Origin of the sequence: Pseudomonas sp. UBA6562, from assembly GCF_002434265.1 — a bacterium.
In the GTDB taxonomy this organism is placed as follows: domain Bacteria; phylum Pseudomonadota; class Gammaproteobacteria; order Pseudomonadales; family Pseudomonadaceae; genus Aquipseudomonas.
On the sequence record NZ_DJJS01000006.1, the window covers coordinates 105,398 to 125,636 of the forward strand.

Here is a 20,239-nt window from a genome sequence, read left to right on the forward strand (position 1 = left end):
GCCTGAATCAGGCCGGCGATGCCGGCCATCGCGGCTGATCGGAGCGCCGAACCGGCCGCTCCCACACAGTGGGTTTTATCCGGAAACCTAGTGGCCTGCGGGAGTGCCCTAAAGGAGCGGCCGGTTCGGCGCTCCGATGTGTGGGAGCGGCTTTAGCCGCGATGGACGGCGAAGCCGGCCCGAAGGCTGCGCCCCCATCCATCAGCCATGCACGCCGTCCGAGCCTGACCGGCCATCCAGGTCGCCCCCCGCCTATAAATACCCCCGCCCGTCCTTCGTCTTCCTCGGTACTGCCCAATTCCTCTGCCGACGGCGACGAACCCGATGACCACTGCACAGCTTCCCCCTTCCGACGACGACTTGCTGGCCCTTCTGCTGGCCGACGAACAAGGCCCTGCGCCGGTCATCGCGGCGGTGGCCGGGCAGGCGCCGCAAGCGGTGTCGTTCGCCCAGCAGCGTCTCTGGTTCCTCCAGCAGTTCGCCCCGCAAAGCTCGGCCTACAACCTGCCGCGCGCCTTGCAGCTCGACGGCGCGCTGGACGCCGAGCGGCTGCAAGCGGCCTTGCAGCAGGTGATCGAACGCCACGACATCCTGCGCACGCGCTTCGTCGAAGTCGACGGCCAGCCGCAGCAGGTGGTCGACCCGCACGCGCGCCTGCACCTGCAGCGCCAGGACCTGCGCGACCTCGACGATGAAACCCGGCAAGCGCGCCTGCACCGGTGCCTGATCGACGAAGCCGGCACGCCCTTCGACCTGGGCCAGGCGCCGCTGATCCGCGCCACCCTGATCGCCCTGCCGGCGCAGCGCCACGTGCTGCTGCTGAACATGCACCACATCGTCTCCGACGCCTGGTCCAATCCGATCCTCATGCAGGACCTGGCCCGCGCCTACCAGGGCCAGGCCCTGCAACGCCCGACCATCCAGTACGCCGACTACGCCCGCTGGCAGCGCGAGGATTATCCCCGCAGCGCTGCCCACGACCAGGCCGCCGCCTATTGGCAAAGCTACCTGGGCGACAGCCTGGAGCCGCTGCACCTGCCCACCGACCACCCGCGCGACGACAGCCGCGCGCCCCTGGCCGCCACCCACCGTCTGCACCTGGCGCCTGCCCAGGTCGAGCGCCTCAACGCCTTCTGCCAGGCCCAGGGCCTGACGCCCTTCGGCGTGCTGCTCGGCGCCTGGCAACTGCTGCTGGGCCGCCACGCCGGGCAGAGCGACTTCACCGTCGGCGTGCCCAACGCCAGCCGCAACCAGGCGCAGACCCAAGGGCTGGTCGGCTACTTCGTCAGCAGCCAGATCTTCCGCGCGCGCCTGGACCCGAGCCAGCCCGCGCTGGACTTCCTGCACGGCCTGCGCCGCCACGCCTTGGCCACCCTGGAATACGCCGACCACCCGGTGGAGCTGATCCTCGAACAGCTGCACCTGCAACGCAGCACCCAGGCCAACCCGCTGTTCCAGACTCTGTTCAACTGGCGCGTGGCCGGTGCCGACAACGGCCCCTTGCGCTTCGCCGACCTGGCCTTGGACTTCCTGCCACTGGGCCAGCAAGAGGCCAAGTTCGACCTGTCGCTGGACGTCGCCTACAGCGCCCGCAGCGTCGAAGCCTGCCTGGAATACGACGCCACGCTGTTCACGCCCGCGCGCATCGCCACACTGGCCGGCCATTGGTCGAACCTGCTCGACGCCCTGCTGCGCGATCCGCAGCACACGCTGGGCGAGCTGGACATGCTCGACGCCGCGCAACGCGATGCCATGTGCGCCGCCGCCCAAGGCCCGCAGCACGACCACAGCGCCCTGCCCGCCGTGCACCTGCAAGTGGCCGCCCAGGCCGCACTGACCCCCGAACGCACTGCCGTGCGCTGCGCGGGCGCTACCCTCAGCTATGCCGACCTGGAGCGCCGCGCCAACCAGCTGGCGCACCGTCTGATCGCCGCGGGCGTCGGCCCCGAAGTGCGCGTGGGCGTGGCCCTGGAACGCAGCGTCGAACTGGTGGTGGGCCTGCTGGCGATCCTCAAGGCCGGTGGCGCCTACCTGCCGCTGGACCCAAGCTACCCCCGCGAGCGCCTCGACTACATGCTGCGCGACAGCGGCGTGGCCCTGGTGCTGCTGCAACCCGAGCAAGCCGCCGACTTCCCGCTGCCCGAGGGCGTCCAGGCGGTGGCCGTGGCCGACCTCGGCACCTACAGCGCCCAGGCGCCACAACGGCCCGTCGACCCCGAGCACCTGGCCTACCTCATCTACACCTCCGGCTCCACCGGCCAGCCCAAGGGCGTGCAGGTGCGCCACGGCGGGCTGAGCAACCACATGGCCTGGATGCAGGGCGCCCTGCAACTGCAGGCCGACGACCGCGTGCTGCAAAAGACCGCCTTCAGCTTCGACGCCTCGGTGTGGGAGTTCTGGTTGCCGCTGCAACAGGGCGCCGAACTGGTACTGGCCAGCCCCGCCCTGGGCCAGGACCTGTCGCTGCTTTGGCAGGAGGTGCAGGTCGAAGGCATCAGCGTGTTGCAGATGGCGCCTTCGCTGCTGCAAGCCCTGCTGCCCCAGGCCGAGCCCGCACAACTGGCCGGCCTGCGCCTGTTGCTGCTGGGCGGCGAAGCCCTGGGCGCGGAGCTGGTGGCGCAGATCCGCGCGCGCTTCGACGGCCAGGTGGTCAACCTGTACGGCCCCACCGAGGCCACCATCGACAGTTGCCACCAAGCGATCGAACGCGCCATCGACGGCGCCATCGCCCCCATCGGCCGCCCTATCGACAACGCCCAGGCCTGGGTGCTCGACGGCCAGTTGCAGCCCTGCCCGCTTGGCACACCAGGCGAGCTGTACCTGGGCGGCGCCGGCCTCGCCCGTGGCTACCACCAGCGTCCGGCGCTGACCGCCGAGCGCTTCGTGCCCGACCCCTTCGGCGCGCCCGGACAACGCCTGTACCGCACCGGCGACCTGACTCGCTGCCGCCCCGATGCGAGCCTGGACTACCTGAGCCGCATCGACCACCAGGTGAAGGTCCGCGGCCTGCGCATCGAGCTGGGCGAAATCGAAAGCCACCTGCTGCGCCAGCCCGGCATCGCCGAAGCGGCGGTGCTCGCCCAGCCCGGCGCCCACGGCATGCAACTGGTGGCGTACCTGGCGCCGACCCAAGCCCAGTCGGCCCAAGCCCTGCGCCAAGCGCTGCAACAGGTGCTGCCCGACTACATGGTCCCGGCCCACTACCTGTTCCTCGACGCCCTGCCGCTGACCCGCAACGGCAAGCTCGACCGCCAGGCCCTGCCCGCCCTCGACAGCCAAGGCAGCCCGCGCGGCTACCTGGCGCCGCGCAGCGAGCTGGAACAGCGCATCGCCGCCCTCTGGCAGGCCTCGCTGAACCGCGAGCAGATCGGCATCGACGAGAACTTCTTCGAGCTGGGCGGCGATTCGATCCTGTCGATCCAGGTGGTCAGCCGCGCACGCCAGGCCGGCATCCACTTCACCCCCAAGGACCTGTTCAAGCAACAGACCATCCAGGCCCTGGCCCAGGTGGCCAGCATCGCCACCGACCGCCAGGCGCTCGACCAAGGGCCGGTCACGGGCGTAGCGCCCTTGCTGCCGATCCAGCAGGCGTTCTTCGCCAGTGCCTTGCGCGAGCGGGCGCAGTGGAACCAATCGGTGATGCTCGAGCCCGGCGCGGCGCTGGACCCCGCCCTGCTCGCCCAGGCACTGGATGTTTTGGTGGCGCACCATGACGCCCTGCGCCTGCGCTTCACCCAAGGCGCCGACGGCTGGCAAGCGCATCACGCCGCCATCGCCGCCGACGCCAACCTGTTGTGGCAGGCCGAAGTGGCCGACGACGCCGCGCAATTGGCGCTCGCCAACGACGCCCAGCGCAGCCTCGACCTGGCCCACGGGCCGCTGCTGCGCGCCGTGCTCATGACCCGCGCAGACGGCGGCCAGCGCCTGCTGTTGGTGATCCACCACCTGGTGGTCGACGGCGTGTCGTGGCGCATCCTGTTCGACGACCTGCAACAGGTGTACGACCAGTTGCAAGCCAACCAGACGCCACGGCCAATGGCCAAGACCAGCGCCTTCAAGGCATGGGGCGAGCGTCTGCGCCAGCACGCCCAGCGCCCGGCCGCCGAGGCGGAGCTGGCTTACTGGCATAGCCAATTGGACGGCCTCGTCGCCGACCTGCCCGGCGCCAAGGCCGACACCCCACTGCTGGCCCGCGATGCGCGCACGGTGGGCACGCAACTGAGCCAGGCGCACACTCGCCAGCTGCTGCAAGTGGCCCCCGCCGCCTACCGCACGCGCATCAACGACCTGCTGCTGACCGCCCTGGCCCGCGCCGTACAGCGCTGGAGCGGCCTGCCCGAGGTGCTGGTGCAGCTCGAAGGCCATGGCCGCGAGGCGCTGTTCGACGACCTCGACCTGACCCGCACGATCGGCTGGTTCACCAGCCTGTTCCCGATGCGCCTGTCGCCCCAGGCGGACCTCGCTGCCTCGATCAAGACCATCAAGGAACAACTGCGCGGCGTGCCGGACAACGGCCTGGGCTACGGCGCGTTGCGCTATCTGGGCAGCGCCGAGGCGCAAGCCAGCCTGGCCGCATTGCCGACGCCGCGCATCACCTTCAACTACCTGGGCCAGTTCGACGGCAGCTTCGGCGGCGAGACTGCCGCGCTGTTCGCCCCCTGCGCGGACCCGGTCGGCGACGAGAAACACGCCAGTGCCCCGCTGGGCAACTGGCTGACGGTCAACGGCCAGGTCTTCGACGGCCGCCTGAACCTGGCATGGACCTTCAGCCAAGCAATGTTCGAACCCGCGCACATCGAGGCCCTGGCGCAGCTGTGCCAGACCGAACTGCACGCCGTGATCGCCCATTGCGCCGACGGTGAGCACCATGGCGTGACGCCGTCGGACTTCCCCCTCGCCCCGCTCAGCCAGGCGCAGCTCGACGCGCTGCCGATGCCGGCGCGCAACATCGACGACATCTTCCCGCTGTCGCCCATGCAGGAAGGCCTGCTGGTGCACACCCTGCTGGAGCAGCACTCGGGCATCTACTTCATGCAGGAGTGCTACACCATTCGCGAACCGCTGGACTACGCCCTGTTCGACGCGGCCTGGCAGCAGGTGGTGCAGCGCTACGAAGCGGTGCGCGCCTCGTTCCTGTGGAACACCGGCGGCGAGCTGTTGCAGGTGATCCACCGCGACACGCAGGTCAAGGTCAAACTGCTCGACCTCAGCGACCTGCCGCTGGAACGGGCCGAACCCCACATCCTCGAGTTGCTGCGCGAAGAGCGCGAAGCCGGCTTCGACCTGGGCCGCGAGCCGCCGATCCGCTTCCAGCTGATCAAGCTCGCCGACCACAGCCACCGCTTCGTCATGAGCAACCACCACATCCTCATCGACGCCTGGTGCCGCTCGCTGCTGATGGCCGACTTCTTCGAGCTGTACCACGCCGCCCGCGAACGGCGCCCCAGCCAGTTGCGCACGCCGTACCGCTTCCGGCACTTCATCGAATGGCTGCAAGCCCAGGACCCACAGGCCGCCGAAGCCTTCTGGCGTGAACAACTGGCCGGCCTCGAGCAGACCACGCCGCTGCCCACCGACCGCCCCCAGGTCAGCGGCGCGGCGCACTCGCGCATCGACGACAACTACACCTGGCTCGGCAGCGAGCACAGCGCACGCCTGCTGGACGCCGCCAACCGCCACCGGCTGACGCTCAACACCTTCGTCCAGGCGGCCTGGGCGCTGACCCTGCACCACTACAGCCGCACCCAGGACATCGTCTTCGGCGTGACCGTGTCCGGGCGCCCGGCGCACATTCCCGAGATGCAGGACACCGTCGGCCTGTTCATCAACAGCGTGCCGCTGCGCGTACAGGTGCCGACCCCCGAGCAGTCCGTATCCACCCTGGACTGGCTGCACGGCATCCTCGACAGCAACGTGTCGCTGCGCGAGTACGACTACCTGCCGCTGGTGCGCATCCAGGCCTGCAGCGAACTGCCCACGGGCCAGGCGCTGTTCGACAGCCTGTTCGTGTTCGAGAACGCGCCGCTCGACGCCTCGGTGGGCAGCGACGCGCGGGACATGGGCGTGGTGTCGGAGTCGTCGCGCACCCATACCAACTACCCCATCACCGTGGTGGTCTACCCCGGCGAACAGCTGGGCCTGCACCTGTCCTACGACACCCGCTACTTCGACCGCGCCACCATGGACACCCTGTTGGCGCAGTTCCAGGCCTACCTGGAGCGCCTGCCCGAACAACTGCAACGACCGCTGCGCGAGGTCACTCGCCCAGCGCCGAGCGACCCGCACGCCTTCGCCCTGCGACACAACCACAGCGGCGCCGAGCATGCCCTCGAGCGCTCCTTCGTCGAGTTGTTCGAAGCCCAGGTCGAGCGCCGTGGCGACGCCATCGCCGCTGCCTGCGACGAACGGCAGTGGAGCTACCGCGAACTCGACCGCCAGGCCAACCGCGTCGGCCAGGCCCTGCTCGCCCAGGGCGTCGGCCAGGACCAGGCGGTGGCACTGCTGGCCGACCGCAACCTGGAATTGCTGGCGAGCATCGTCGGCGCCTTCAAGGCCGGCGCCGGCTACCTGCCGCTCGACCCGAGCCACCCCGACGAGCGCCTGGCCGACATCCTCGCCCGCAGCCGAGCCCCGGCCCTGCTCTGCACCGTCCGGCAAAAGACCCGCGCCGAGCAGTTGCTGGCAGGCGTCGCCCACCCGGTGCGCCTGCTGGTCTGGGAGGAACTCGAAGCCCTCGGCGCCGGCGACGCCCGCCCGGGCGTGTACAGCGCGCCCAACAGCCTGGCCTACGTGATCTTCACCTCCGGCTCCACCGGCCAACCCAAGGGCGTGATGGTCGAGCAGGCCGGCATGCTCAACAACCAGCTGAGCAAGCTGCCGTACCTGCAACTGGACGAGCGCGACGTCATCGCCCAGACCGCCTCGCAGTCGTTCGATATTTCCGTGTGGCAGTTCCTCACTGCGCTGCTGTGCGGCGCCCAGGTGCGCATCTTCCCCGATGCCGTGTCGCGCCACCCCAGCGAACTGCTGCGCCAGGTGCGCGAGCGCGGCGTCAGTGTGCTGGAAATCGTCCCGGCACTGATCCAGGCCCTGCTCGAAGAGCGGCAGGCCGAGCTGCCCGCGCTGCGCTGGCTGCTGCCGACCGGCGAAGCGCTGCCGGCCGAAACCGCCGCCGCCTGGTTGCAGCGCTACCCGCGCATTGCGCTGGTCAACGCCTATGGTCCGGCCGAGTGCTCGGACGACGTGGCCTTCTTCCGCATCGACGCGGCCAGCACCACGCGCACCCACATCCCCATCGGCTACCCCACCGACAACAACCGCCTGTACCTGCTCGACGCCTACCTCGACCCAGTGCCCGACGGCGCAGTGGGCGAGCTGTGCGTGGCCGGCGTCGGCGTGGGCCGCGGCTACTGCGCCGACGCGGCCAAGACCGTGGCGGTGTTCGTGCCCAACCCCTTCGCCCTGCAAGCGGGCGAGCGCCTGTACAAGACCGGCGACCTGGCGCGTCGGCGCAAAGAGGACGGTGCACTGGAGTACCTGGGCCGTGTCGACCAGCAGGTCAAGGTCAACGGCTACCGCATCGAACTGGGCGAGATCGAAGCGCAGATCGGCCAGTTCGACGGCATCCGCGAAGCGGCGGTGATCGTCGCCGAGCACGCCCTGGGCAAACGCCTGGTGGCCTTCCTCACCCTCGATGCGCCGGAGGCCGCCGGCCCTGGCGCGCTGGACGCGCTGCGCGACTTCCTCAAGGCCCGCCTGCCGACCTACATGGTCCCGGCTTTGTACCAAGTGCTCGAACAGATGCCGCGCAACGCCAACGGCAAGCTCGACCGCAAGGCCCTGGCGCGCCTGGACGTCGGCGGCCCGGAGCAGTGCTTCCGCTCCCCGACCGGCGCCCTCGAGCGAGCCTTGGCGGCCATCTGGCAGAGCGTATTGAAAACCGAACGCATAGGCCTGGACGACAACTTCTTCGCCTTGGGCGGCAACTCCCTGCTGGCCACCCAGGTGACCTCGCGGGTGCAGCTGGAACTGGCCATCGAGGCGCCGCTGGCGGCGCTGTTCGAAAGCGCCAGCCTGGAAGACTTCGCCCGCCGCCTGCCGGCGCCCGCCGCCGCCACCACCGAAACCGAACTGAACGACCTGTTCGACCTGCTCGATGAGCTGGAGACCCAATGATGCAAAGCAAAGCCCTGTCCGAGCTGATCGAGCGTTTCGTCAAACTGCCCAGCGCGCCGCGCAAGACGCTGTACCAGCAGATGCTCAACAAGGGCATCGACGTCGCCCGCCTGCCGATCCCGGTCACGCGCCAGGCGTTTGCCCAGGTGCCGTTGTCGTTCGCCCAGGAGCGCCAGTGGTTCCTCTGGGAACTGGACCCGACCAGCACCGCCTACAACCTGCCGACCGCCCTGCGCCTGCGCGGCGCGCTCGACGTGCAGGCCTTGCAGGCGAGCTTCGACGCGCTGCTGGCGCGCCATGAGAGCCTGCGCACACGCTTCGTGGAAAGCGACGGGGTACGCCATCAGGTGGTCGAGCCCGAGGCGCGCATCGTCATCGAACAAATGCCTTTGCCGCTCGGCCCCGGCAGCCCGGAAAGCCGTTTGCAGGCTTTCGTCGCCGCCGCCATCGCCGAACCGTTCGACCTGCCCAACCAGGCGTTGCTGCGCGTGCGCCTGCTGCGCCTGGCCGAAGACGAGCACGTGTTGCTGCTGGTGCAGCACCACATCGTTTCCGACGCCTGGTCGATGCAAGTGATGGTGCGCGAGCTGATCGCCGGTTACGCCGGTGCCGGGGCACTGCCGCCCTTGCCGATCCAGTACGCCGACTATGCGCTGTGGCAGCGCCACTGGATGGAAGCCGGTGGCCGCGACGCGCAACTGGCCTATTGGCTGGAGCAGATGGGCGACGAGCAACCCTTGCTGCAACTGCCCGCCAGCCGCGCCCGCCCGGCGCTGCGCGATGGCCGCGGCGAGCGGCTCACGGTGGACCTGGACGGCGACCTGGCCCAGGCGCTCAAGGCTTTGGCGCAACGGCAGGGCGTGACCCTGTTCATGCTCTTGCTGGCGTCGTTCCAGACCCTGCTGCACCGCTGCTCGGGGCAGCCCGACATCCGCGTCGGCGTGCCCGTCGCCAACCGCAACCGGGTCGAGACCGAGGGCTTGATCGGTTTCTTCGTCAACACCCAGGTGCTGCGCGCCGACATCGACGGGCAACAGCCCTTCACCGACCTGCTGGCCCAGGTCAAGCAACGCGCGCTGGGCGCCCAGGCGCACCAGGACCTGCCCTTCGAGCAACTGGTCGAGGCCCTGCACCTGGCGCGCAACCTCAGCCACAACCCCTTGTTCCAGGTGGTCTACAACCACCTGGCGGCCGATCCCGCAGAGGCACGCCCGCCCGCTGCCGCCCACGACGGCCTGCGCATCGAGCCCCTCGACTGGAGCAGCCAGACCGCGCAGTTCGACCTGGCCCTGAACACCTACGACTCCCACGAAAGCATACGCGCCGCGCTGATCTACGCCACCGACCTGTTCGATGCCGCCGACGCCGAGCGCTTGGCCGCACAGTGGCACAACCTGCTGCGCAGCATCGTGCGCGACCCGCAGCAGCGAGTCGGCGAGCTGGACCTGCTCGGCGCCGATGGCTTACGCGCCACCCTGGCGCAATGGAATCCGGCGCCGCAGGCGTTCCCGGTCGAGCACTGCCTGCATCGGCTGATCGAGCGCCAAGCGGCGTTGCGCCCCGACGCCATCGCCCTGAGCCTGGCCGGCGAACACTTGAGCTACGACCAGCTCAACCGCCGCGCCAACCGCCTGGCCCATCGTCTGATCGGCCAAGGTGTCGGCCCGGATCGCCTGGTGGGCCTGGCCTGCGAGCGCTCGTTCGAGATGCTGGTGGGGATGCTCGCCATCCTCAAGGCGGGGGGCGCCTATGTGCCGCTCGACCCCAACTCGCCGGCCGAGCGTTTGGCGCACATCCTCGATGACAGCGCCGTGGTGCTGTTGCTGGGCCAGGCCGAGGTGCTGGAGCGCTTGGCCCTGCCCGCCGGGCTGACGACCCTGGCGCTGGAGGGCGCAGTCGTCGAAGCGCCCGAGCACAACCCGGACGTCGCCCTGTCGCCGGACAACCTCGCCTACGTCATCTACACCTCCGGCTCCACCGGCTTGCCCAAAGGCACGCTGCTCGCCCACCGCAATGTGCTGCGGCTGTTCGACGCCACCGCGCAGTGGTTCGACTTCGGCGCGCAGGATGTCTGGACCCTGTTCCACTCCTACGCCTTCGACTTCTCGGTGTGGGAGATCTTCGGCGCCTTGCTCTACGGCGGCCGTCTGGTGATCGTGCCGCAGGACGTGACGCGCTCGCCGGAAGACTTCCACGCCCTGCTGCGCGACGAAGGCGTGACCGTGCTCAACCAGACGCCTTCGGCGTTCCGCCAGTTGATGCATGCGGCCTGCGCGGCTGCCGACGATGCCCAGCCGCAGCACCTGCGCCATGTGGTGTTCGGCGGCGAAGCCCTGGACATCGGCAGCCTCGCGCCCTGGTTCGAACGCTTCGGCGACCAGGCGCCGCGCCTGGTTAACATGTACGGCATCACCGAAACCACGGTGCACGTGACCTATCGCCCGCTGTCGCTGGCCGACCTGCGCAACCCGACGTCGAGCCCCATCGGCGAGCCGATTCCGGACCTGTCGTGGTACCTGCTCGACGCCCAGCTCAACCCCGTGCCGCACAACTGCATCGGCGAGCTGTACGTCGGCCGCGCGGGCCTGGCGCGCGGTTACCTGAACCGCGCCGGCCTGAGCGCCACGCGCTTCGTGCCCAACCCCTTCGACGCCGACGGCAGCCGTCTGTACCGCACCGGCGACCTGGCGCGCTTCGGCGCCGAGGGCGTGATCGAGTACATCGGCCGCATCGACCACCAAGTGAAGATCCGCGGCTTCCGCATCGAGCTGGGTGAAGTCGAAGCCCGTGTGCAGGCGCTGGACGGCATCCGCGACGCGGTGGTGCTGGCGCAACCGGGCCCGAGCGGCGACCAGTTGGTCGCCTACGTGGTGGCCGAGGGCGAACAGCCCGACCCTGCCGAGCTCAAGCAACGTTTGAAGGCCTCGCTGCCGGACTACATGGTGCCGGCGCACGTGCTGCTACTCGACCGCCTGCCGCTGACCACCAACGGCAAGCTGGACCGCAAGGCCCTGCCGGCGGTCGACGTGAGCCAGGCGCAAACGCTCTACCGCGCGCCCCTTAGCGCCCTGGAACAGGCCCTGGCGGCGATCTGGCAAGAGGTGCTGCACGTCGAACGGGTGGGCTTGGACGACGACTTCTTCCAGCTCGGCGGCCACTCCCTGCTGGCCACCCAGGTGACCAGCCGCGCCCGCCGCGACCTGGGCCTGGACGTGCCGCTGCGCACGCTGTTCGAACACAGCGCCCTGGGCGCTTTCGCCGCGGCGCTGGAGCAAGAGGCGCCGCAGGCGCTGGAGCCTATCGCACCGGTGGCCCGCGACGCCGCGCTGCCATTGTCCTTCGCCCAGGAACGGCAGTGGTTCCTCTGGCAGTTGGAACCGCACAGCGCCGCCTACAACATTCCGCAGGCGCTGCGCCTGCGCGGTGCGCTGAACCTGCCGGCCTTGCAAGCGGCCTTCGACGCCCTGGTGCAGCGCCACGAAAGCCTGCGCACGCGCCTGGTCGAGACCGAGCACGGCGCGCTGCAGGTCGTCGAAGCGGCCGCGCCGGTGCAGTTCGCCAACGCCCAGGTGCCGGCCGGCGAAGACCCCGAGCGCTGCCTGCGCGACTACGTGCAGGCCGAAGCGCAACGCCCCTTCGACCTGCGCCGCGGGCCACTGATGCGCGTCGGCCTGCTGCGCGTGGCCGCCGACGACCATGTGCTGCTGGTGACTCAGCACCACATCGTCTCCGACGGTTGGTCGATGCAGGTCATGGTCGATGAGCTGGTGGCGCTGTACGCCGCCGGCTGCGCAGGCGTCCCGGCGAACCTGCCAGCGCTGCCGATCCAGTACGTGGACTACGCCAGTTGGCAGCGCCAGCGCATGCGCGACGGCGAGCGCGCGCGGCAACTGGCCTATTGGTTGCAGCACCTGGGCCCGGACGACTACGTGCTGGAACTGCCCGGCGACCATCCGCGGCCGGCCGAGCAGAGCGCCCGCGGCGCCAGCCATGCGCTGCGCATCGAGGCCCCGCTGTATCAGCGCCTCACCCGCCTGGCCAGCGCCCACGGCGCCACGCCCTTCATGCTGCAACTGGCGGCGTTCCAGACCCTGCTGCACCTGTACACCGGCAAAACCGACATCCGCGTCGGCGTGCCCATCGCCAACCGCAATCGCCTGGAGGTGGAGCGCCTGATCGGCTTCTTCGTCAACACCCAGGTGCTCAAGGCGCAGATCGATACCCAGGCGGACTTCACCACCCTCCTGGCCCAGGTGCGCCAGCACGCCCTCGACGCCCAGGCCAACCAGGATCTGCCGTTCGAGCAACTGGTCGAGGCCCTGCAACCGGAGCGCAACCTGGCCTACAACCCGCTGTTCCAGGTGATGTTCAACAGCCAGAGCGACAGCGCGCGCCCGGCCACCACGCCGGCCGCCAGCGACCTCGAGGTGCAGCCCATCGCCTGGGAAAACCATTCGGCGCAATGCGACCTGAGCCTGGACACCCGCGAAACCGCGCAAGGCCTGGAGTGTGTGTTCACCTACGCCACCGACCTGTTCGAGCCGGCCACCCTGGTGCGCATGGGGCGGCATTGGACGGCGCTGCTCGAAGCCATCGCCCAGGCGCCGCAGCGACGCATCGCCGAACTGTCGTTGCTGCCCGCCGACGAGCGCCAGTGCCTGCTGCACGACTGGAGCGGGGTGGGCAGCGCCTTACCGCTCGAGCCGGACGTCATCGCCCTGATCGACCGCCAGGCCCAGCTCGTCCCCGACAAAGCGGCGGTGGTGCTCGACGGCGCGAGCCTGTCCTACGCGCAACTGCACGACCGGGCCAACCGCCTGGCCCACCATCTGATCGCCCAAGGGGTCGGCCCCGAAGTGCTGGTGGGCATCGCGGTGCAGCGCTCGCTGGACATGGTGGTCGGCGTGCTGGCCATCCTCAAGGCGGGCGGTGCCTATGTGCCGCTCGACCCGGCCTACCCCGCCGAACGCCTGCGGCACATGATCCAGACCAGCGGCATCGGCCTGTTGCTGACCCAGGCCGACGTGCTCGCCACCTTGGAACTGCCCGCGCAGACCCACACCCTGCTGCTCGACGACCCGAGCGCCTGGCAGACGCTGCCGGCCACTGCCCCCGCGCCGAGCACCGTGCCTGCGAACCTGGCCTATGTGATCTTCACCTCCGGTTCCACCGGTCTGCCCAAGGGCGTGGCCATCGACCGCGGCTCGCTGACCCGGCACAGCCGGGTCACCCAGGGTTTCTTCGACATCGGCCCTGCCGACCGCGTGCTGCAGTTCTCGACGATCAACTTCGACGGCTTCGTCGAGCAGCTGTTCGGCACCCTCACCTGCGGCGCCACCCTGGTGCTGCGCGGGCAAACGCTGTGGGACGCGCCCACCTTCCTGGCCCAGGTGCGCGAACAGCGCATCACCATGGCCGACCTGACCACCGCCTACGTCAGCATGCTGGCCCGCGAATTCGCCCAGGCCGGCCCCTGCGACCTGGCCCCGCTGCGCCGCGTGCACGCCGGCGGCGAGGCGCTGGCCGGCGAAACCCTGGCCGCCTGGGCCGAAGCCGGCTTGCAGGCGGTGGCGTTGGTCAACACCTATGGCCCGACCGAAGCCACCGTTACCTGTTCGACCTTCGATTGCAGCCCACGGGTGCGCGGTCTGGCCGGCAGCAGCGGCAGCGTGCCGATCGGCACACCGCTGCCAGGCCGCGCCTTGTACATCCTCGATCCGCACGGGCAACCGGCGCCGGTCGGCGTCGTCGGCGAACTGACCATCGGCGGCGAGTTGCTCGCCCGCGGCTACCACGGCCGCGCGGCGCTGACCGCCGAGCGCTTCCTGCCCGATCCGTTCGCCAGCGGTGGCCGGCTGTACCGCACCGGCGACCTGGTGCGCTACCGCGCCGACGGCAACATCGAGTACGTCGGCCGCACCGACCATCAGGTGAAGATCCGTGGCCTACGGGTGGAGCTGGGGGAAATCGAAAGCCGCCTGCTGGCGCTCGATGCGGTCGGTGACTGCGTGGTGGTCGCCCAGCGCCATGGCCACGTCCATCAGCTGGTCGCCTACGTAGTACCCGCGCCCGTTGCCGCAGACGCCTGCGCCACGCTGCGCGAACACATCAAGACCGAGCTGCGCCAGGGCCTGCCCGACTACATGGTGCCGAGCCTGTTCGTGTTCCTCGCGGCACTGCCGCTGAGCCCCAACGGCAAGGTCGACCGCAAGGCGCTGCCCGCGCCGCAGCGCGGCGACCAGCCAGCGCCGGGCGAAGCACCGAGCAGCGACCTGCAACGGCGCATCGCCGGCATCTGGGAGGCCGTGCTCAAACGCCAGGGCATCGGCCTGGACGACAACTTCTTCGAGCTGGGCGGCGACTCGATCATCTCCATCCAGGTGGTCAGCCGTGCGCGCCAGGCGGGCATCCAGTTCAGCCCGCGCGAGCTGTTCCTGCACCAGAGCATCCGCGAACTGGCCAACGTGGCCCGCGAGCAGGACGCCCAGGCGCTGATCGAACTGCCCCCCGCCAGCGGCGCGCTGACCCTGCTGCCGATCCAGCAGGCATTCTTCGAGGAAGTCGTCGTCGAGCGCCACCACTGGAACCAGTCGGTGCTGCTGCGTCCCGCCCAATCCCTCGACGCGGCGCTGCTGGAACGCGCCCTGCGCGCCGTGCTGGGCCAGCACGATGCCCTGCGCCTGCGCTTCGCCGAGCAGGCGGACGGCCGCTGGCAAGGCCACTACACCGAGCTTGCCGAACTGCAAACCGAATGGTCCGAGCAGCCCGTGCTGGAGCGACGCGCCATTGCGGCGCAAGACCTGGCCCAGCATGCCGACCAAGCCCAACGCAGCCTGGATTTGGCCCACGGCCCGCTGCTGCGTGCGCTGCTGCTGAGCCTCGAAGACGGCAGCCAACGGCTGCTGCTGGTGGTCCACCACCTGGTGGTGGACGGCGTCTCGTGGCGCATCCTGTTCGACGACCTGCAACAGGCCTACCGACAGCTGCGCGACGGCCAGGCCCCGCGCCTACCGGCGCGTACCCATTCGTTGGCGCATTGGAGCCAGCGTTTGCAACGCTGGGCCGACGAGGGCCACCTGGCCGCAGAGCTGGCCTACTGGCGCCAGCAGTTGCACGACGCCCCGCAGGACCTGCCCTGCGACCACCCGCAGGGTCGCTTGCTCAACCGCCAGGCCCGCCACGTGCGCGTCGGCCTGCCCGCCGAAGCCACGCGCCGCCTGCTGCAAGACGCCGGCAGCGCATACCGCACGCAGATCAACGACCTGCTGCTGACTGCCCTGGCGCGTACGGTGGCGCAGTGGACGGCGCAGCCCAAGGTCTTGATCCAACTCGAAGGCCACGGGCGCGAAGCGCTGTTTGACGACATCGACCTGACCCGTACCGTGGGTTGGTTCACCAGCCTCTACCCCTTGGCGCTGACGCCGGGCGATGCGCTGGGCACGGCCATCCAGACGGTCAAGGAACAGCTGCGCAACGTGCCGCACAACGGCCTCGGCCACGGCGTGCTGCGCCATCTGGGCAGCCTGGCCGAACGCGAGGCGCTCGCCGCCCTGCCGACGCCGCGCATCACCTTCAATTACCTGGGCCAGTTCGACGGCAGCTTCGATGGCGACGAGGGCGCGCTGTTCAGCCCATCGGGCGAAGGCAGCGGCGACGAGCAGAGCCCGGAGGCACCGCTGGACAACTGGTTGAGCATCAACGGTCAGGTGTTCGACGGCCAACTGGGCCTGACTTTCACCTTCAGCCACGAGATGTTCGAGACCACCACCATCGAGCGCCTGGCGCACGCCTTCGAACGCGAGCTGCTGGCCGTGATCGAGCATTGCTGCGCCCAGGGCCCGCGCGGGTTCACCCCCTCCGACTTCCCTCTGGCCGGGCTCGACCAAGCGGGTCTTTCGCAGTTGCCGGTGCCGGTCGCAGAGGTCGACGACCTCTACCCGCTCTCGCCCATGCAGCAGGGCATGCTGTTCCATTCGCTCGAAGCCGGCGACGGCGGGCTGTACATCAACCAGATGAGCGTGCCGGTCGAAGGCTTGCAGGTCGAACCCTTCCTGGCCGCCTTCGAGCAGGTCATCGCCCGCCACGACATCCTGCGCACCGGCTTCTGGGCCGCGCAGCACCTGGCCCAGCCGCTGCAGATCGTCCAGCGCCAGGCCCGCTTGCCGGTCACGCGCCTGGACTGGCGCGGCCGCAGCGACAGCGAACAGGCCCTGGCGCGTCTGCTGGAAGCCGACGCACGCCAGCCGTTCGACCTGCTGCACGCGCCGCTGATGCGCCTGACCCTGGTCGAGCGCGACGACCACCCGCTGCAACTGATCTGGACCAGCCACCACATCCTGGTCGACGGCTGGAGCACCTCGCGCTTGCTGGGCGAGGTGCTGGAGGCCTACCACGGCCAGCCGGCCAGCCCGGTGCGCGGCCGCTATCGCGACTACATCCGCTGGTTGCAGGCGCAGCCGCAGGATGCTCTGGAGCAGTTCTGGCGCGCCCGCCTGGCCGAACTGGACAGCCCGACCATGCTCGCCAGCAGCCTGCCCCCCGTGGACGCAGGCGTGACGCCCGGCCACAGCGCGCTGTATCTGGACTGGGACGCCGAGCGCACCCAGCACCTGCGCGAGCAGGCGCAACGTTTGCGGGTCACGCCCAACACCTTGATCCAGGCCACTTGGGTGTTGCTGCTGCAACGCTTCACCGGCCAGCGCAGCGTGTGCTTCGGCGCCACCGTGGCCGGGCGGCCGGCCAGCCTGGCGCACGCCAACGACATGCTCGGCCTGTTCATCAACACCCTGCCGGTGATCCAGCGGCCGAGCCCCGAGCAGCCGTTGGCGCAATGGCTGCACGCGTTGCAGGCCTACAACGTCGATGTGCGCGACTTCGAGCACGCGTCGCTGGCCGACGTGCAGCGCTGGGCCGGCAGCGCCGGACAGGCGCTGTTCGACAGCATCGTCGTGTTCGAGAACTACCCCGTGGACGAACGCCTGCAACAGGCCGGCGACGGCCAGTTGCGCTTCGGCCAGAGCGAAGGCCGCGACGTCACCAACTTCGCCATGGACCTGGCGGTGCAACTGGGTTCGCGCCTGAACGTCGAGTTCCTCTACCTGCGCGAGCGTTTCAGCGAGGCCTCGGTGCGGCTGATCGTCGAAAGCTTCGAGTGCCTGCTGGCGGCCATGCTCGACAGGCCCCAGGCGTGCCTGGGCGAACTGCCCATGCTGGACACCGCCGGGCAGGCGCTGCTGGCCGAGCGCAACCGCTGCGCGAAGGCCGCGCCGCAGCCGCTGTTGGCGCAGCAGATCCGCGCCCATGCCCTGGCCGGCGGCGAACAGGTGGCGGTGACCTGCGCCGGGCACGACCTCACCTGGACGATGCTCGAACGCCGGGCCAACCAATTGGCCCAGCATCTGATCGGTCTGGGCGCCAAGCCCGAGGTGCGCATCGGTGTGGCCCTGGAGCGTTCGGTGGAGGTGATCGTCGCCTTCTACGCGGTGATGAAGACCGGTGCGGCCTATGTGCCGCTGGACATCGACTACCCACGCGAGCGCCTGCACTGGATCGTCGAAGATTCCGGCATGGACCTGCTGCTCACCCAGGACAGCGTCGTCGAACGGCTGGCCTGCCCCTCCTCGGTCGAGGTGCTGTCGCTCGACCGCCTGGCCCTCGACGCCCTGCCGGACGTCTGCCCGCCTGCACGGGCGCACGGCGACAACCTCGCCTACCTGATCTACACCTCCGGCTCCACCGGCAAGCCCAAGGGTGTGGCGGTGGCCAACGAGCCGATCCGCATGCACTGCCAGGCCATCGCCCAGCGCTACGGCATGGACCGCCAGACCCGCGAACTGCTGTTCATGTCCTTCGCCTTCGACGGCGCCCAGGAGCGCTGGCTGACCACCCTCGCCCACGGCGGGCAACTGGTGCTGCGCGACCACCGCCTGTGGACACCGGAAGACACCTGGCAGGTGCTGCACGCCCAGCGCATCAGCATTGCCTGCTTCCCCCCGGCGTACCTGCAACAGCTCGGCGAGTTCGCCCTCGGCCAGGAACAGGCGCCGCCACCGGTGTCGATCTACTGCTTCGGTGGCGACGCGGTGGCCGAGGCCAACTTCGAACTGGTCAAGCAGGCCCTGAAACCGCAATGGTTGACCAATGGCTACGGCCCGACCGAAACAGTGGTCACCCCGCTGCTGTGGAAGGTCGAGGCCAGTGCTACCTGCGACGCGGTCTACGCGCCCATCGGCAGCCGCGTGGGCGAGCGCAGCCTGTACGTGCTGGACGAGGCCTTGAACCCGGTGCCTGCAGGCGTCGCCGGCGAGCTGTACATCGGCGGCCAGGGCCTGGCCCGCGGCTACCACCAGCGCCCGGGCCTGAGCGCCGAGCGTTTCGTGGCCGACCCGTTCGCCGAGGGCGGGCGCCTGTACCGCACCGGCGACCTGGTGCGCCAGCGCGCCGACGGGGTGTTCGACTACCTCGGGCGGCTGGACAACCAGGTGAAGATTCGCGGCTTCCGCATCGAGCTGGGCGAAATCGAAGCGCGCCTGCGCGACTGCGCCGGCGTGCAGGACGCGGTGGTGGTCGCCCACAGCAGCGACACCGGCAAGCAATTGATCGGCTACGTGGCGGCCAGCGCCGAGCCGCGCCTGGCGGACACCCTGCGCGAGCTGCTGCGCGCCGAACTGCCCGACTACATGGTGCCGGCGCAGATCCAGGTGCTGCCGCGCCTGCCCCTCAACCCCAACGGCAAGGTCGACCGCCTGGCCCTGCCGGCGCCGCGCTTCGAAGGCCGCGAGTTCGTCGCCCCGCGCAGCGCACTGGAAGCGGGCCTGGCGCAGATCTGGCAGGAGGTGCTGGAGGTTGAGCGGGTGGGGGTCACCGACAACTTCTTCGAGCTCGGCGGCGACTCGCTGCGCGTGCTCAAGGTGCTGTCCAAGGTGCGCAGCCAACCGGAGCTAGGCCTGCAACTGAAGCTGCGCGACCTGATGGGCAAGCCGACCATCGCCGAGCTGTCGGGCTATGCGGCACCCGAGCGCAGCCTGGACCCGGTGCTGCTGCTCAACGCAGCGGTGCCGGGCAGTGCCCCGCTGTTCTGCCTGCACGCAGGCTTTGGCACGGTGTTCGACTACGAGGCCCTGGCCCGCCGCCTGGACGGGCGTTGCAGCCTGTACGGGCTGCAGTGCCGAATGCTGCTCGACGACCTGTGGCAGGACGAATCCCTCGAAGCCATGGCCATCGACTACGCCCAGTACATCCGCCAGAAGCAGCCGCAAGGGCCGTATCGCCTGCTCGGCTGGTCGCTGGGCGGGCCGCTGGTGGCGCTGGTGGCCCACGAGTTGATCGGCCAGGGTCAACGCGTGGAATTCGCCGGGCTGGTGGACAGCTTCGTGCCGCAGGCACAGCCGCAGGCGGCCGACGACGATTGCTCGGACGACTTGCGTGCGCTGCTGTCGGTGGTTCTGGGCGTGGCGCCGCAGGCGTTGCCGGCGATGCAGGTGAGCGCCGACGACGACCTGGCGCGCCTGGAAGCGGTCATCGAGCAGGCGCGTCAAGGCCTGCACGAAGCCGAAGGCGAATGGCGCGACATGCGCTCCGAAGAGCTGGCCCGCACCTTCCGTACCGGCATGCGGCTCAAGGCGTTGTCCGAGCGCCTGACGCAGATGCCGCCATGCGTGCCCAACAGCCATTGCTGGTGGGCGGGCGATGCGACGCCTGGCCGCGATCCGGCCTTCGCCGACAGCCGGCAGCATGGCGTGATCGATGCCGACCATTACGCGATCCTCGGCCATCCGGCATTCATCGAGGGGGTGCTGCGGTGCTTGCCGCAGTCCGAGGAGGTGCTGCCCTGACGGCAAGGGCTGGGGGTGGGGCTGCGTTGCGGTCCTGCCACGGCCGATGCGGTATGCCGGTTCTACGCGCTGGCGGCTGTAACCGCTGCTTCGCCTATGGGATCCAGGCTACCGGGGTCTAGCCCACAGGGCGTGTCCCGCGCGGCCCGACCTGCGCGGCCCGACCAATACCCGCAAAGCGCAACGCAGGCTGCCGGCTCATGCCGGCGCTCAGGGGAATGTTGTCTGGG

At 69.8% G+C, this 20,239-nt stretch carries 1 protein-coding gene and 2 pseudogenes; all 3 read left to right on the forward strand.

Annotation, left to right across the window (positions count from 1 at the left end; genetic code table 11):
- Positions 1-324: 324 nt before the first annotated feature.
- Positions 325-6,249, forward strand: a pseudogene (locus B4M43_RS08195) (amino acid adenylation domain-containing protein); the annotation flags it as partial.
- A gap of 54 nt (positions 6,250-6,303) precedes the next feature.
- Positions 6,304-8,175: pseudogene (locus B4M43_RS21115) on the forward strand (amino acid adenylation domain-containing protein); the annotation flags it as partial.
- On the forward strand, positions 8,175-20,009 hold the full coding sequence (locus tag B4M43_RS08200) for a non-ribosomal peptide synthetase (protein WP_296265934.1): 11,835 nt from the start codon (positions 8,175-8,177) through the stop codon (positions 20,007-20,009). The pseudogene B4M43_RS21115 and the gene B4M43_RS08200, both read left to right, overlap by 1 nt.
- Positions 20,010-20,239: the final 230 nt, after the last annotated feature.